Genomic DNA, 14,606 nt, shown 5'->3' with positions numbered 1-14,606 from the left:
GCCGTCAGCGGCCTGAGGCGTCGAGGCAGCCCTGGCGGGTCGCGATCGGCGGATAGTCGCGCATCAGCTCGTCGGAGGTCATGAGGGCGGCGCCATAGCTGGCGATCTCGTCGTCGACCTCGGCCTCGGTCTTGCCGATCGCGGCACCAGACGCCCGGGCGCTGAGGGTCAGCTCATAATTCTGTTCGAGATAGCGCATCAGGTCATCGTCGCTGAGGTCCTGCTCCATCAGCATCAACAGACCGACGACGGCCACGCCGGCGCACAGGGTGTCGAAATCAGACCTCTGCTGGGGATTGGTCGGTCGCGTGAAGCGGCTGGACGACACGGAGGCGCTGCCGGGCGCGCGGGACGTCGGCCTTTCAGTCACGCTCAGGCGATAGGCGCCTCTTTCACCGGCTTGGTAGCTGTTGGCGAGGATGAAGTAGTCGCCGCCCGCCGAGGTGAAGGTCAGGCGGGAGTTGGTGCTGCCGTCGTCCCGGTCATCGTTGGAATCACTGATCGGGGGCTGGCAGGCGCGACCCGCTCCGAGGCCGATGAAGGTGTCGAAATCGTCGGAATCCAGGTCGATGGTGTAGGACTGGCCCGCCCGGGTCGACAGGATATAGCAGTCATAATTGCTGCCGTCGGCCTCCATGACCGGGTCGCTCGCACTGAGGGTCCCGTTGATCGTCTGGCCGACGCGAATACTGGACTGGGCCGAGGCCGTGGTCACCACGGCCAGCGCCGCCATCAGGGCCGTCGCGGCCACGGCACCCGAGCGGGCCAGAATTTTCAGAGACATAGGACAAACTCCTGTCGGGGCGTCATGCCCCCGGTGAAACATTGAGAGAGCCTAGCGGAATCGCGTTACCGGCGTGAAGCCATGGGCACGGTCGCAGTTCGCCACTGTCGTCAGATATTCCGACACCTGCTGCGGCTTGTCGTCGATGAACCCGCCGAGGGCGATCAGAACAAAATTGCTTGAGGTGAAGTCGATCATGCCCTGTTCGGCTGCCGACACCCGACCGGAGACCTGACGGTCACGGGCCGCGTAGTCGATCGTGCCGACATTACCGTAGCGGCGGACGTTCGGCATCACGTCGCCCATGGCCCGGTAGGCGCCGGCGCAGACATAGGCGTCGGTCCGCCACTCGCTGACCACCTCCGGCAGGGCGTCCATGCTGCCGAGGCGTTCCTCGACCTCCGGCAGACCGGCGGTCACCTTGATCCAGTAGTTGCCACCCTCGCCGGCGTTGAAGGCATTGGCGCGGATCAGGAGACGCGGCTGGGTAAAGGTGCCGCTGACCTGGGAGTTGGTGTTGTTTCCGCTGTCGTCGTCGGCCGCCACGGTCGTCATGCCGTCGCCGCAATCCCGGCCGGTCCCGACCACGAGGAAGGTGTCAAAAAAGCCGCTCATCAGGTCGATGGTGATCGGCTGGCCGTTGGGCTCCACCACCCAGCATTGGTAGTAGCTGCCGTCCTGAAGCCGGGGCGAGCTGGCATCAAGGGTCCCTCCCGACTGCTCGCCGACCGCGATACGGGTCTGAGCCGAAGCGGCGCCGGCACCGGCGACAAGGGCGAGGCCAACAGCGGTGGCGGTGACAAGGCGTAGGAGCATGGGATCCCTCCAGATATGTGACAGAGGCTAGCTGCAAAGCTGCTGCAAGGCGTCTGACGAAGCCTGACAAGGAACCGCCCACGCCAAAGCCCCTCTCGCCCGGGGGGCAGAGGTGATGGAGAGGGGGGCGGCGCGCGGGCCGGGGCCCGGAACCGTGTGCTCCCGTGCTTTCGCCGTCAGGGAGCGTGTGTGATTTTCGGCACCTGGCCTGGCGCCGCCCCGGTCGGTTCACGCGAGCGGTCTGAAGCTCCGGTCTCTTCCGCCGGGACCGGGGGCGCCGACGAACTTGCGCACCCCGGCTCGTTTGACCCGGTTCGACCTCTTTCAGACGTCTCGGCCCGCGACGGGCGGGGTGTCCAGAAACACCCCGGGCCCCGGCGTTTACACCGGGCAGTCCCGCTCGACCGGCCCCCGCCGCCGCATCAGTGCCTGGGTCCCGAGGCGCCTCTCCTGCGACGGAGACAGGTGAAGAGTTGCACACCCCGCGACCCGGTCGGGAAGAACGGTGCGAGAAACGGTGGGGGCGTTGAAAGGGATAGGGAATTTCGGGGCAGGTTTTATAGTTGAGGGCGTCGGCTCAGCGGTCCTTCTCCCCCGATAGGGAGAAGGGAGAAGAAAGAGGTTCATCACAAAGGACACTGAGGGGCCACGAAGGGCACAAAGGGGGGGGGGTGTCCGGGCTCGACCTCGTTGTGTCCTTTGCGGGCTCTTTGTGGCCTTTGTGATGAACCTGCCTGGCAGCTACGCGCCGCCCCTCGGGTGGCGGAGACGGGTAGCTGCCCCCGAATCCTAGGGCTTGCGGTCAACCTTGAGAGCGTAGGCACCGGATTCGCCCTGGCCGTAGCTGCCGGCACGGATGATGTAGACTCCGTCGTCCGGGACCCGCCATTCGAGGCGTGCGTGGGTTTCGGACAAGCCGTCGTCATCGCTGGCGAGGACTTCGAGGCGACCGCCGTCCTTCTCCCGTCCGACGATGATGAAGGCGTCAAAGGCATTTGAGACCATGGTGATCACCAGGGTTTCCCCCGCCTTGGCGGAGATGCGATAGGCATCGAAATAGCTGCCGTCATCGGCGGCAGCGTCGGTCTCGGTAAGGGTACCGCGTGCGGTGGCGCCGACCAGAATGCTGCCGGGCGACGGGGCCGGCCCCCGGTCGATCAGTTCAAGGGAGTAAAGGCCCTCACCCCCCTCGCTGAGGGGCGACACGCGGATCACATAGTCGCCGTCCGAAGGGAGGGTGAAGTTGATGCGCGAATCCGTACCCTCGCCCAGACCGTCGTCGTCGGAGGCCATGGCCTGGAACTCCCCCTCGGCAGAGCCCAGGCGCAGGAAGGTGTCGAAGTCGCCCGACCGGGCGATCACCTGCACCCGGTTGCCCTCGACCCCGGTGAAACGGAAGGAATCGTAATTCCGGTTCTGGGCGTCGGTGGGATCCCGATCATCGATCACGCCCTCCCGCACGGTGCCGAAGGCGATGGGCTCGGGCGGTCGCTCGGGGGCGATTTCGGCGAGGCTGAGGGTATAGCTACCCTCGACCATCTGACTGAAGCCACGCACCTCGATCAGGTAAGGGCCGGTGCCCTCGAGCGTGCGAAGCAGACGGGAGTTGGTCCCGACACTGTCGTCATTGTCGTCCAGACGGGTCGGCGGCTCACCGTCGTCGCGATAGAGCACGAGATAGGTGTCGAAGTCCTCGGCCTCGAGCCGGATGTCGATGCGCTGACCTTCGCGCCCCTCGAAGCGATAGAGCTGCGCGCGGTAACCTTCGTCGTTGACGGGAGAGTCCGGGCCGAGGCTACCGGTAAGGCTGTCGCCGATGTTCAGCCGTTTGGCTTCGGGCCGTGGCGGGGCGGCCTCGAGACTCAGTCTGTAGGCCCCGGCCTCGCCCCACGACAACGGGCGGACGCGGATCAGATACTCGCCCGGTGCGGGCACGGCAAAGACCAGGCGCGAATTAAGCGAGTCGCCGTCGTCGTCATTGAAGGCCAGTTCCTCAAACCCGCCGTCCGTGAGGCGACCGACCTGGACGAAGGTATCGAAGTCGTCGGAGGTCAGAACCATCATCACCCGCTCGCCCGCGGCGGCGGAGAAGCGCCAGGCGTCGTAGGCAATGTCCTGATCGTCGAGAGGGTCGGTGTCATCAATGACGCCCTCCACCGATTGGCCGAGCCGTATCGTCCCGGGTTCCGGGGCCGGTGGAGCCGGCGGGCGTTCGACCGCAATCAGGCGATAGCTGCCTATGGTCTCATCATCAAAGGAACTGGCCCGTAGGGTGTAGGTGCCGTCGACGGGGGCCGTATAGCGCAGGCGGGCATCGGTGCCGTCACCCGCCCCATCGTCATCGACTGCCACAGGGTCAGTGTCGTCGCCGGGGCCGTAAAGCTCCAGATAGGCGTCAAAGTCGCCCGAGGTCATCTCGATCTCGATACGCTGGCCCGCCGTCAGCATCAGGCTATAGGCATCGTAGGGTCCGCCGAATTCATCGCGGGAATCCTCTGCCGCGAGGGTGGCGTCCAGCCCCTCGCCCAGGGTCAGGGATACAGCTTCCTGGGCCCAGGCCCCACCGGCCATGAGCAGGGCCAGCGCCGAGGCGCCGACAAGCCCGACAATTCTGGTCCCCTGGAATCGGCGCATGATATCCCCTTCACAGCTTTACCCGATCATAGACGCCGAACCCGGCCCTGTGTAAATCGCCTGACCGCAAGGATTCCTGACAAGGGATCGGCAGACCGGACCCGCCATGACCGTGACCCCCTCCCCGACCGCCCGGATCATCGACGGCAAGGCGCGCGCCGCGGCCCTGGTCGATCAGGTGGCGGGGGCCGCCGCCCGACTGAAGGCCGAGACGGGCGTGTTGCCCGGGCTGGCCGCCGTGCTGGTGGGCGAGGACCCGGCCAGCCGTATCTATGTGAAAAGCAAGGGCGAGACGGCGACGCGCGCGGGGCTGAACTCCTTCACCCACACGCTGGGTGCAGAGACGACCGAGGCGACGCTGCTGGACCTGGTCGCGCGACTGAATGCCGATCCGGCGGTGCACGGGATTCTGGTGCAACTGCCCCTGCCCGCCCACATCCGCGAGACGGCGGTGCTGGCGGCCATCGACCCGGACAAGGATGTCGACGGCTTTCACGTGATCAATGCCGGGCGGCTGGCGACCGGACAGCCGGGACTGGTGCCCTGCACGCCGCTGGGCTGTCTCAAGCTGCTGAAGGCGACGCTGGGCGACCTGTCGGGGCTGGAGGCCGTGGTGGTGGGGCGCTCGAACATCGTCGGCAAACCGATGGCGCAGCTGCTGCTGGCAGAAAGCTGCACGGTGACCATCGCCCATTCACGGACGCGGAACCTGGCCGAGGTCTGCCGCCGGGCAGATATTCTGGTAGCCGCGGTCGGACGGCCGCTGATGATCCCCGGCGACTGGATCAAGCCCGGCGCGACCGTCATCGATGTCGGCATCAACCGCGTGCCGTCGGCGGACCCGGTCAGGGCGGCCGAGGGCAAGACCCGGGTGGTCGGGGATGTGGACTATGCCTCGGCGGCAGCCGTTGCCGGGGCCATCACCCCGGTGCCGGGCGGGGTCGGGCCGATGACCATCGCCTGCCTGCTGGCCAATACCTATGCCGCCGCCTGTCGCGCGGCGGGTGTGGAACCGTCACAGTTGAGCGCTTGAAGCGGCGACCGTCCGGGCCGATACTCCACAGTCGGCCGGATCGTCGGCCGAACCGCTCAAGGGGGCTTTCCATGACCGTTCTGCGTGCGCCCGTGCTGGCCGTCGCCGCCGTGACCCTGACGCTGGGAGGCTGCGGCTACAACACCATCCCGACCCAGGAAGAGGCGGCCCGGGCCAAATGGGCCGATGTCGAGGCCCAGTACCAGCGCCGCGCCGACCTGATTCCCAATCTGGTGGCGACGGTGCAGGGTGCCTCGATCGCCGAGCGCGAGACCCTGACCCAGGTGATCGAGGCCCGCTCGCGCGCCACCTCGATCCAGCTGGACGCCGATGCCCTGTCCGATCCGGCAGCGGTCGCCCGTTATCAGGCGGCCCAAGGCGAGTTGAGCCAGGCGCTGTCGCGACTGATGCTGGTGGTCGAGCAGTATCCGCAGATCCAGTCGAATGCGAACTTCATCGCCCTGCAGAGCCAGCTGGAAGGGACGGAGAACCGCATCGCCGTGGCCCGGCGCGATTACAACGAGGCGGCGAGGGTCTATAATACGACGCTGCGCACCTTCCCGGGGAACCTCTGGGCCGCGACCTTCCATTCGGGGTCTGATCCCCTGCCCCTGTTCACCGCCACCGAAGGTGCCGAGACCGCGCCCCAGGTGCAGTTCAACACCGGAGCCACCCCCAACCCGTGACCCGCACCCTGACCGTCGAGCAAGGGATGTGGCGAGCCGCAGCAGCAGGACTGGCCCTGGCGGTGGTCTGGCTGGCGCTGGCCCTTCCGGGGCACACCCAGCCGCGCTTTCCCGAGCTGACCGGCCGGGTGGTGGATGAGGCCAATCTGCTGAGTCCGGCCAGGGAAGCCGAGCTGGAGGCGCGGCTGGCGGCGCTGGAGCGCGACACCAGTGATCAGCTGGTGGTGGTCACTGTGCGCTCGTTGGGCGGCTATGACATCGCCGACTATGGCACCCGGCTGGGCCGGCACTGGCAGATCGGCCAGAAGGACGGCGACAACGGCGTGCTGCTGATCGTAGCGCTGGAAGAGCGCAAGATCCGCATCGAGGTCGGCTATGGGCTGGAGGGCATACTGACCGACGCCCTGTCGGCCCTGATCATCCACGAGCAGATCACCCCGGCCTTCAAGGTTGGCGGCTTTGAGCGGGGGATCGAACAAGGCGTGATCGCCATCGAGGCGCAGCTGCGGCTGGACCCCGAGGAGGCGCGGGCCCGGGCGGCGGCGGTCGAGGCCGCCGGACCCGGAATACCGGTCGGCGCCCTGATCATCATCGCCCTGGTGTTCGGCTTCATTCTGATCGCGGTGATCGGCATCGTCAGCAATGCCAGCGGACGCCGCCGCCGGGGCGGATCGGACATCGCCCCCATCCTGATCTGGGCCGCGTCGGAGGCCCTGCGCTCGCGCGGCGGCGGGGGTCGCGGCGGCGGCTTCGGCGGGGGCGGATTTGGCGGCGGCTTTGGCGGCGGAGGGGGCAGCTTTGGCGGCGGCGGCGCCTCGGGAGGCTGGTAATGCGTATTTCCCCGATGGATCACGACCGTATCCGCCGCGCCGTCGAGGAGGCCGAACAGGCCACCTCGGGCGAAATCTTCTGCGTCATCGCCCGGCGGGTGTCGTCCTACCGCGAGGTGGGCCTCGCCTGGGCGGCGGCGGCGGCCATGATCCTGCCCCTGCTGCTGATCCCTCTGGGCTTCAGCGCGGCCTGGCTTCCCGGTTATTCCGACGGCTGGCAGGCGGCACAGCTGGCGGCCACGCCGGTGACCCTGGCCCAGACGCTCGGGGCCTATGCCCTGGTGCAGGTGGTGATCTTTCTGGGGGTGTTCCTGATCCACGGCCTGCCGGTGGTGCGCAGGCTGATGACACCGGCCTCGATCCGTCGGCACCGCGTGCGCAAGGCGGCGATCCATCAGTTTCTGGCCCACGGCATCCATGTGACGGACAACCGCACCGGGGTGCTGATCTTCTGCGCGCTGGACGAGCACCGGGTCGAGGTGGTGGCCGATCAGGGCATCCACGCTCGCGTGCCGGTCGAGACCTGGGCGGATGTCACCTCGGCCCTGACCCGTGAGCTGCGCGCGGGGCGCCCCATCGAAGGCTTCGAGGCCGCCATCGCCCTGTGCGGTCAGGTGCTGGCGGCCCATTTTCCGCCGGGTCCGGATAATCCCAATGAACTGTCGGATCGACTGGTCGAACTGTGACGCCCCCTGAAGGCCCGAGTGGTGACCGAAACCGGCCCTGTTGTCCTGTCAGGAGGCACGCATGCCCCGCCTGATGTCGTACAATGTGCACCGCTGCGTCGGTATGGACCGCAAACTGGACCTGGACCGGATCGTCGGCGTGATCGCCGAGTATGAGCCCGATATCGTCTGCCTGCAGGAACTGGATGTCGGTCGCGCCCGCACCGGCGGCGTCGATCAGGCCGCCGAGATCGCCCGCAAGCTGGCCATGACGGTCCATTTCCACCCGGCCATGCAGGTCGAGGCGGAACTGTATGGGGACGCCGTCCTGACCCATCTGCCCGAGCGGCTGGTCAAGACCGACTCCCTGCCCTCTGTCGCCGGCATTCCGGGACTGGAGCCGCGCGGTGCCCTTTGGGTGCGGATCGAGATCGGCGGACAGGACCTGAATGTCCTCAACACCCACCTGGGACTGGTGCCGCGTGAGCAGCGCCGTCAGGCCACAGCGCTGGTCGGGCGCGACTGGCTGGGGCGCAAGGACTGCTCGGGTCCAACCATATTGACGGGGGACTTCAACGCCACCTCGATCACCCGTCCCTATCGCATCCTGGCCCGGCGACTGGATGACGCCCAGCGGCGGCTGGGGCTGAAGCCGTCGGTCAAGACGTTTCCGTCGAGCTTTCCCGCCATCCGGATCGATCATGCCTTCGTCAGCCCGGAGGTGCGGGTGACGGGCGTCAGGTCGTCGTTTTCACCGCTGGCCCGGATGGCCTCGGATCACCTGCCGCTGATCGTCGACTTCGAGTTGCCGCCCGCAAGGGCCTGATCCGGACGCTGGGTCGGGTTGCGCCGCTTCCACGGACGCCAGGCATCATCGGCCGACGTCGGGTCGCCCAGTTGCCATTCGGCGATAAGAGCCTCGATGCGTGACGGCGGATGGGCCCCCAACACCCGCATGCGGTGCGCCCCAAAGGTCAGGATCGCCCGCCCGACCGAGCCGGTCACTTCCTCGGCGGCGCGATAGGCATCCATCGGCGCGCCGATAAAGTGGGCAATAGACGCCTGCCGCAGTCGCCGGATGGCGCGACGCCCGGCCTCGTCAACCGGTTCTGCGGCGATGTCGCATTCCGTGTCGAAGCCCATGGACCGGTTGTTCAGATTGGCCGAACCGATCCTCAGCACCCGGTCGTCGATCACCGACACCTTGGCATGGACGATCAGGCGCTGCCCACCGTCGGTGACGGGACTGAAGGCGAAGAAGCGATCATGATGATCGGCCTGCTCCAGCCGGTAGAGAACCTCGGAACGAGTCGTGTCCATGGTCAGGCGATCGAACCAGCTGGGGCTCTGCCCGGTCGAGATGAGGACCACCTCCGGGCCATCAGGCTCGGCCAGACGCCGGGCAAGGGCTGCCGCGATGCGGGGCGAGGTGAAATACTGGTTCTCGAGATAGATCAGAGATTTGGCGGATTCTATTGATTCAAGATGAAGGGTCTCGACTTCGCGGACCTCTCGCCGGCCGGCCCAGCGGGGCTCGGTGCGCGCCACTCCGACGGGCACATTCACCAGATCCGGTTCGACCCCCTCGGGCCAGGGATCATGGTCGACGACATCGGGCTGGGTGCGTTCCCAGGTGGCCCGGAACCACCGCTCGCGCGCCAGATCGCCGAGGGCGCGGGCGGCATCGCCATCCATCACGCACATGGTCTCGTGACGGGGAGGTGCGATCAGGCCGGACGGCATGCAACGTCGCGGGTCGTCATCCAGATGTTCGGTGTTGTCCCAGCGATCCGTGGCCACGTCGCCGCCGCCGGTGAAGGCCACGGCATCGTCGATCACGATCACCTTCTGATGATGGCAGGCACCCAGCGGACCGGGCTGATCCAGCCGGAACTCGACCATGCGCTTGCGGAACCAGCCCTGGGCCCGATGCGGGTAAAAGCCCTGGGATGCGGCGATCAACAGGGGAGAATTCCAGATCAGCAGCCGGACATCCAGCTGAGGCCGGGTCTTGACCAGCATGCGCAGCTGATGGCCGATCTGGGCCTGATGATCATCGGGGCGGGTTTCGGGATCCAGCCGCGTGCGGGGGTCGAATTGCCAGCCCAGCACCACGATCGACCTTTGCGCCCTGGCAAGGGATGAGGCCAGGGCTTCGAAATAGGCCTCATTGTCCATGAGAACGGCGAACCGCGAGGCCGTGGCAACCTTCCAGCAGGCCCCGGGCCTGTCGATCAGGGAGGGTTGGGCAATCAGGGCGTCATTCCCGTCTGTGAACTGGCTCATGCCCTACCTGATGCGCCGAAGTCGTCATGACCGTGCCTTGCGTGTCCTATCGCACACTACCCGTCAATCCTGAGCGTTTCTTCGCATGCCGACGTTGTCGGGAGGGCGAAATTGTCGCATAGGAGGCTGGTGATGTCGCGTGTTTGCGGCATGAAGGGGAGGTGTGTCGCCCGTGCAGGCCCTGATCGAGATGATCATCGGCTTTATCGCCTTTATGGCGGCGGCGGCGCTTGCCCAGTTCGGTGTGGAATCGCGCGCCGAGCCCACCTCCAACCCCGAAGTGCATCGCGTCATTGAATGCGACAAGCAGCCTTCCTCCGCGGTTCTGGTCGGCACCGCGCCCAAGCGCGGGTGTTGATCCATCCCCTGCCCTGACGCGCTTCCTTTGCCTGAAGCGCTTTGCGCCCGCGTCCTGAGCCGTTAGGTTGACTTTTCGAGGTCGCGCCGGGGGGCGCGACGCCCGCGCATCGAGCAGAGTGTCCATGAAGTCCCGCCAACGGCCGCCGCTGAACCTGACCGCTCCCGATGAGGGTGCAGAGGTCGCTCACGAAAGAGAGGCGGGCGAGGTCAGGGGCGGCATGCCCGAGGGCGGAGTCGATCCCGAACCCGCGACCGAATCGCGGGCCGAGCGCCGGAAGCGCCGCCAGCGCGAACAGGCGGAAGCCGCAGCCGCGAAGACCGCCGCGCCCGAGCCGGAGCCGGCGGCCAGGACCTCGCTGTCCGTGCCGGTGTCAAAGGGCGAGGCTGTGCCGACCGAGCCGCCCGCTGCCCCCGCAGAAAGCGCGGAACTGGCTCCGATCCGGGCGGCACTGGACACTGTACCGGCCGAGACCATCAGCGCCCGGGGCGGGTACTGGACTGCGGCCCTCGCCTCCGCCCTGTGGGCGGGAGGCGTCGGCGCCTGGGCAGCCTATGAGGCCGGGTTCGGAGCCGCGCCGATCGAGCCGCTGAGACTGGCTTTTTACATTCTGGTGGCTCTGGCGCCTGCGGGTCTGACGTTTCTGCTGGCGCGGGCCGTGCACCAGTCCCGTCTGATCGCCGCCGAAACGCGCCGGGCCCGGGGTCTGGCCGAGGCCCTGATGGCCCCCACGGCCTTGGCGGCCCACAAGACCGGCGAGGTTCTGGTCGGGCTGAGAAATGACATTGACCAGGCGGCCCTGGCCGCCGAGCGCGCCCGTCAGGACATGGCCGAGTTGCGCCGGTCGCTGGCAGAGGAGAGCCGCCTGCTGAATGAGGCGGCCGAGACCGCAGGCCGGACTGCCCGTCGGCTGGTCGAGAGCCTGTCCGGCGAACGCGAGGCCATGGCCGCGCTGGGTGGCACGCTGGAGGGACAGGCCGCCCATGTGCTGGAGGTGGTGGATCGCCAGTCGCGCATGGTGGTGGAGGCCTCGGATCTGGCCCAGACCCAGCTAAGGGAGGCCGAGACCGCATTGGCTGCCCGGGCCGCCGACATGGCCGCCGCCGCAGGGGAAGCCCAGGAAGCCGCCCGCGCCGCCGCCGATGATCTGGCCCGTCAGACCCTGCGTCTCGAAAACGCCGGAGCGGGCGTTGCCGAACAGATCCAGTCGGTCGAGGAGGGTCTGGGCCAGCAGCGCGCGGCGCTGGTGACCGCCGCCTATTCGCTGCGCACCGATCAGGAAGATTTCTCGGCCCAGGTCGAGAGCCAGCGAGCCCAGCTGACCGAACAGCTGTCGGTCGTGCGCTCGACCAGCACCGAACTGGTCGAGACCACCACCATCGGAACCGAGGCGCTGCGCGACCTGGTCGAGGCCGCAGCGGATCAATTCCGCGCCCTGATCGAGATGTCCCAGCGCGAGGCCGACAATTTCGACAGCGCCACCAAGGTCTCTCTGGACCGGTTCGAGGCCCTGTCAGCCGACGCCCGCGACACCCTGCTGGAAGAAAGCCGCCGGGCGCTGGAGGCGCTGAAGGCCACCGCCGAGGAAAGCCGCAGGGCCGCCGCAGAAGCCACCGAGGAAGCCCAGCTGCGCGCCGACCGGCTGGGCGAGGCCGTGTTCGAGGCTTCGCAGAAGGCCGAGGCCGCCGCGGAAGCGCGTATCGACGGGGCCCGCAAGGTGGTCACCCACACCGCCGATCTGGTCGATGAAGCCGGCGACCGGGCCCTGCAACGGCTGGAAGCCACGATCGAGCGGATGAATGCGGCGCTGCAGAGGGTGGATGACTCGATCAACGAGCTGGATCAGCGCGCGGCCGAGCTTCCGGAACAGGCCCGCGAGCGAGTGGATGCCGTGCGCGCCGCCGTCGAGGACGGCCTTGCGGCCCTGTCGGAAGCGTCGCGCAAGGCGGCCGAGGACACCGAGGCGCTGGACGCCGGCTTCCAGGAGCGGGTCAGGCGCAACTATGAAATGCTGACCGAGGCGGTGCGCCTGATGGGTGTGGTCTCCGGCGACGGCGGGCGTGGCCGACGCGAGGCGCCTCCCCCTGCAGAACCGCCGGAGCCCCCTGCCCTGCGTCGCCCCCGGACCGAGCCGGAAGGTCGCGGCTTCGGCCTGCGCAACCGCGGCGACGCCCCCCGGACCCGGGCCCCGGACGAGGGCATGGGGTGGAAGGACCTGATGGGCGACGATCCGGAGCATGCGCCGATGGATCTGGACACGCCGGTGATGCCGCCCGCCGACACGGAGGCCCTGAACGAGCGGATGCTGGCCTCGATCCGGCGCATGGGGGTCGATCCCAATGCCCTCCTGCCCCGCTCGCGCATCGAAGAAGCCGCCGAGGCCTTTGTCACCCGCGATGCCGATGCTGCCCGACAGATCGTGCGCCGGGTGGCCCCCGCCGCCGTGCGCAGTGTCTCGCGCCGCGTTCTGAGCGATCCCGAGCTGAAGATCGATGCCGAGGCCTACGTCCGCACATGGTCGCGCATCGTCAGGGACCACGCGACGAACGGTGACGGACCGGCGGTGCTGAACCGGCTGGCTTCGGACGGCGGGCGGGCCTTCCTGCTGCTGGATGCCGCGGTCGGCGACCTCTCCTGAAGGGGGAAACCACCGTTCCATTCGGATTTGGGGGTTGACGATCCGGCCCCGATAACGACACGGTCCCCCCGCCGTCATATGTCCGTCACAGCTCTCTCAGGCCCATGCTCGACACGCCCGCCGATGCCCAGCCGGACTTGCGCCCCGGGCTTATGCTTTGCGCCTATGAGCCGGAGCTGGACTGGGACGTGGAAGGTCCGGAGGCGTCGCGTGACTGGATGCCCCCGGGCGCGCGCCTGATCCCTGTTGAAGCCGAAGCCCCGGAATCCCTGGCCCGAACCCTGGTTGAACGCCTGCGGGATCCGGCGTGTCGCGCGGCCCTGCTGGTCGGTCGGGCGACCGGAGCGGGCGACTTCCTGATCCAGACCCGCGCGGAAAACCGGGCGCTGAACGGCAAGGCCCGGCTGGTGCCCACGGGGCCGGGCGTGGCGCGCGCCACCGCCCCCGCCCTGGAAATGGCCCAGACCCTGTCCGAGGCCGGCCTTACGGCACGGCTGTCGTCCGAGACCGTAACCGACCCGGGCAATTATCTGCTGTATCGGCTGCTGTGCTCCCTGCCCGACGGCCCCGAGGCACCGCTGGTCGGCCTGTTGCGCGTGCCGGAGGGCGACGGGTCCATGATCAGACGCGCCGTGCGTCTGGCCGCCGAGGCCATGGCGCGGCACCTGTCACCCCTGCCCCGCCCGCGCGCGGCCTGAGCCTCGATCCAGCCGCCCACGCAGGCTGAGCGCGGCCACCCCACCCAGCGCCGCCAGCCCAGCCATCGCCAGATAACCACCGGCGCCATAGCTGTCGTAGAGCGGACCCGACAGGACGGTGGCGATGCCGATCAGGACCCCCGCAGAGACCGTCGAGGACAGGGTCTGGGCGGCGGTCTGGGCGTCCTCGGGGGCCAGGCGCTCGACGATCTCGACCCCGGCCAGATAGGTGGCGGCAAAGGTCAGGGCGTGCAGGCCCTGGAGCGGCCACAGCAGGGCGAGTGACGGACTGAAGGCCAGGACCGTCCAGCGCAGAACGCCCGCCCCGACCCCGACCGCCAGCATGGGCCAGGGCCCAATGCCCAGCCGTCGCCGCCAGGGATCCAGCCACCACATGAAGCCGATTTCGACGATCACCGATCCGGCCCACAGCGCGCCGACGAGACCGGTGGACAGGCCCTGCTGAGTCCAGAGGATGGCCGAGAAGCCGTAATAGAAGCCGTGGCTGGCCTGCACCGCGCCGATCGCCAGGAGGGCCGCCATGAACACCGGATCACCCAGCAGGCGCCCAAGCCCCAGAAAGCGGTTACGGCCCGAGGCGCGCCCGGCGGCACTGACCGCTTCAGCCGGCAGGCCGAACTGGGCATAGAGTGCCATCAGGGCGCTGCCGGCGACGATCCAGACGATCACCACCGCGACCGGCAGCCGGATCAGCAGCGCCCCCATGGCCAGATTGGCCAGCACAAAGGCCGCCGAACCGAAGCCGCGCGGGACGGAAAAGGAAAAGCCCTCGCGCCGGGCGATGCGCAGGCTCAGCACATCGATCAGGGGAACGATGGCCGAAGTGGCGGTCGCCGCCACGAACCAGCAGAGCGTCCAGAGCACATAGCCTTCGACCAGGCCCGCCGCGCCATAGCCCGCCACCGCCACCCAGCCGAGAATGGCGATCGGCGCGCGACGGGTGGCGAATCCGTCGGCCCAGACGGCGATCATCGGTCCCGTCACGAATCGCGCCAGCATGGGCACCGCCAGCAGGGTGCCGATCTCGGCCCCGTCCAGCCCCAGGCTTTTCAGCCACAGACCCGCGAACGGCAGGCTGACCCCGGTGACGCCGAAGAGCAACACATAGTGAAGGGCAAGACGAACGGAGGGCTGCATCCCCGTTCCGATAGCAGACT

At 68.1% G+C, this 14,606-nt stretch carries 13 protein-coding genes; 8 read left to right on the top strand and 5 right to left on the bottom strand.

Annotated features, from left to right (window positions below):
• Positions 1-4 precede the first annotated feature (4 nt).
• The 3 genes from IBJ06_RS04050 to IBJ06_RS04040 all read right to left on the bottom strand — a co-directional run bounded on the left by IBJ06_RS04050 (position 5) and on the right by IBJ06_RS04040 (position 4,234).
• Positions 5-784, bottom strand: a complete 780-nt coding sequence (locus IBJ06_RS04050; RefSeq protein ID WP_292157518.1) for a hypothetical protein — start codon at positions 782-784, stop codon at positions 5-7.
• Positions 785-835: 51 nt separating this feature from the next.
• Positions 836-1,600 (bottom strand): hypothetical protein, encoded by a 765-nt coding sequence (locus tag IBJ06_RS04045; RefSeq protein WP_292157516.1) that lies wholly within the window; start codon positions 1,598-1,600, stop codon positions 836-838.
• A gap of 789 nt (positions 1,601-2,389) precedes the next feature.
• A complete protein-coding gene (locus IBJ06_RS04040; RefSeq protein WP_292157515.1) occupies positions 2,390-4,234 on the bottom strand; it encodes a PPC domain-containing protein in 1,845 nt (614 codons plus the stop codon).
• Between the two features lie 106 nt (positions 4,235-4,340).
• Here IBJ06_RS04040 and folD point away from each other — a divergent pair, with 106 nt between their 5' ends.
• The 5 genes from folD to IBJ06_RS04015 all read left to right on the top strand — a co-directional run bounded on the left by folD (position 4,341) and on the right by IBJ06_RS04015 (position 8,274).
• Positions 4,341-5,267: a bifunctional methylenetetrahydrofolate dehydrogenase/methenyltetrahydrofolate cyclohydrolase FolD gene (gene folD, locus IBJ06_RS04035; protein ID WP_292157513.1), complete on the top strand. Its 927-nt coding sequence runs from the start codon at positions 4,341-4,343 to the stop codon at positions 5,265-5,267.
• Positions 5,268-5,338: 71 nt separating this feature from the next.
• Positions 5,339-5,953 (top strand): LemA family protein, encoded by a 615-nt coding sequence (locus IBJ06_RS04030; RefSeq protein WP_292157511.1) that lies wholly within the window; start codon positions 5,339-5,341, stop codon positions 5,951-5,953.
• On the top strand, positions 5,950-6,783 hold the full coding sequence (locus IBJ06_RS04025; protein WP_292157509.1) for a TPM domain-containing protein: 834 nt from the start codon (positions 5,950-5,952) through the stop codon (positions 6,781-6,783). The genes IBJ06_RS04030 and IBJ06_RS04025 overlap by 4 nt, the downstream gene beginning before the upstream one ends.
• Positions 6,783-7,469 carry a TPM domain-containing protein gene (locus IBJ06_RS04020; RefSeq protein ID WP_292157507.1) on the top strand — a complete coding sequence of 229 codons (687 nt, stop codon included), beginning with the start codon at positions 6,783-6,785 and terminating at the stop codon, positions 7,467-7,469. Before IBJ06_RS04025 ends, IBJ06_RS04020 begins: the two co-directional genes overlap by 1 nt.
• 61 nt (positions 7,470-7,530) lie before the next feature.
• Positions 7,531-8,274: an endonuclease/exonuclease/phosphatase family protein gene (locus IBJ06_RS04015; protein WP_292157505.1), complete on the top strand. Its 744-nt coding sequence runs from the start codon at positions 7,531-7,533 to the stop codon at positions 8,272-8,274.
• Here the strand turns inward: IBJ06_RS04015 and IBJ06_RS04010 are convergent.
• Positions 8,226-9,734, bottom strand: a complete 1,509-nt coding sequence (locus IBJ06_RS04010) for a phospholipase D-like domain-containing protein (RefSeq protein WP_292157503.1) — start codon at positions 9,732-9,734, stop codon at positions 8,226-8,228. The two genes, IBJ06_RS04015 and IBJ06_RS04010, sit on opposite strands and share 49 nt — an antisense overlap.
• A 172-nt stretch (positions 9,735-9,906) precedes the next feature.
• Between IBJ06_RS04010 and IBJ06_RS04005 the strand changes: the two genes are divergently transcribed.
• The 3 genes from IBJ06_RS04005 (at position 9,907) to IBJ06_RS03995 (ending at position 13,428) form a co-directional block, all read left to right on the top strand.
• Positions 9,907-10,092 (top strand): hypothetical protein, encoded by a 186-nt coding sequence (locus IBJ06_RS04005; protein WP_292157501.1) that lies wholly within the window; start codon positions 9,907-9,909, stop codon positions 10,090-10,092.
• A 124-nt stretch (positions 10,093-10,216) separates the two neighbouring features.
• Positions 10,217-12,730 (top strand): tipN, encoded by a 2,514-nt coding sequence (locus tag IBJ06_RS04000; protein WP_292157499.1) that lies wholly within the window; start codon positions 10,217-10,219, stop codon positions 12,728-12,730.
• A gap of 104 nt (positions 12,731-12,834) precedes the next feature.
• Positions 12,835-13,428 (top strand): hypothetical protein, encoded by a 594-nt coding sequence (locus tag IBJ06_RS03995; RefSeq protein ID WP_292157498.1) that lies wholly within the window; start codon positions 12,835-12,837, stop codon positions 13,426-13,428.
• Here the strand turns inward: IBJ06_RS03995 and IBJ06_RS03990 are convergent.
• Positions 13,399-14,586 (bottom strand): MFS transporter, encoded by a 1,188-nt coding sequence (locus IBJ06_RS03990; RefSeq protein ID WP_292157496.1) that lies wholly within the window; start codon positions 14,584-14,586, stop codon positions 13,399-13,401. The two genes, IBJ06_RS03995 and IBJ06_RS03990, sit on opposite strands and share 30 nt — an antisense overlap.
• Positions 14,587-14,606: the final 20 nt, after the last annotated feature.

Origin of the sequence: Brevundimonas sp., assembly GCF_016742135.1 — a bacterium.
In the GTDB taxonomy this organism is placed as follows: Bacteria; Pseudomonadota; Alphaproteobacteria; order Caulobacterales; family Caulobacteraceae; genus Brevundimonas.
Note: the sequence above shows the minus strand (reverse complement) of the source record. Positions and strands in the feature narration are given on the sequence as shown.

Bases quoted from the DNA above. Each gene is read 5' to 3' on its own strand.
- IBJ06_RS04050 (WP_292157518.1), bottom strand. From the start codon at position 784: ATGTCTCTGAAAATTCTGGCCCGCTCGGGTGCCGTGGCCGCGACGGCC.
- IBJ06_RS04045 (WP_292157516.1), bottom strand. From the start codon at position 1,600: ATGCTCCTACGCCTTGTCACCGCCACCGCTGTTGGCCTCGCCCTTGTC.
- IBJ06_RS04040 (WP_292157515.1), bottom strand. From the start codon at position 4,234: ATGCGCCGATTCCAGGGGACCAGAATTGTCGGGCTTGTCGGCGCCTCG.
- folD (WP_292157513.1), top strand. From the start codon at position 4,341: ATGACCGTGACCCCCTCCCCGACCGCCCGGATCATCGACGGCAAGGCG.
- IBJ06_RS04030 (WP_292157511.1), top strand. From the start codon at position 5,339: ATGACCGTTCTGCGTGCGCCCGTGCTGGCCGTCGCCGCCGTGACCCTG.
- IBJ06_RS04020 (WP_292157507.1), top strand. From the start codon at position 6,783: ATGCGTATTTCCCCGATGGATCACGACCGTATCCGCCGCGCCGTCGAG.
- IBJ06_RS04015 (WP_292157505.1), top strand. From the start codon at position 7,531: ATGCCCCGCCTGATGTCGTACAATGTGCACCGCTGCGTCGGTATGGAC.
- IBJ06_RS04010 (WP_292157503.1), bottom strand. From the start codon at position 9,734: ATGAGCCAGTTCACAGACGGGAATGACGCCCTGATTGCCCAACCCTCC.
- IBJ06_RS04000 (WP_292157499.1), top strand. From the start codon at position 10,217: ATGAAGTCCCGCCAACGGCCGCCGCTGAACCTGACCGCTCCCGATGAG.
- IBJ06_RS03995 (WP_292157498.1), top strand. From the start codon at position 12,835: ATGCTCGACACGCCCGCCGATGCCCAGCCGGACTTGCGCCCCGGGCTT.
- IBJ06_RS03990 (WP_292157496.1), bottom strand. From the start codon at position 14,586: ATGCAGCCCTCCGTTCGTCTTGCCCTTCACTATGTGTTGCTCTTCGGC.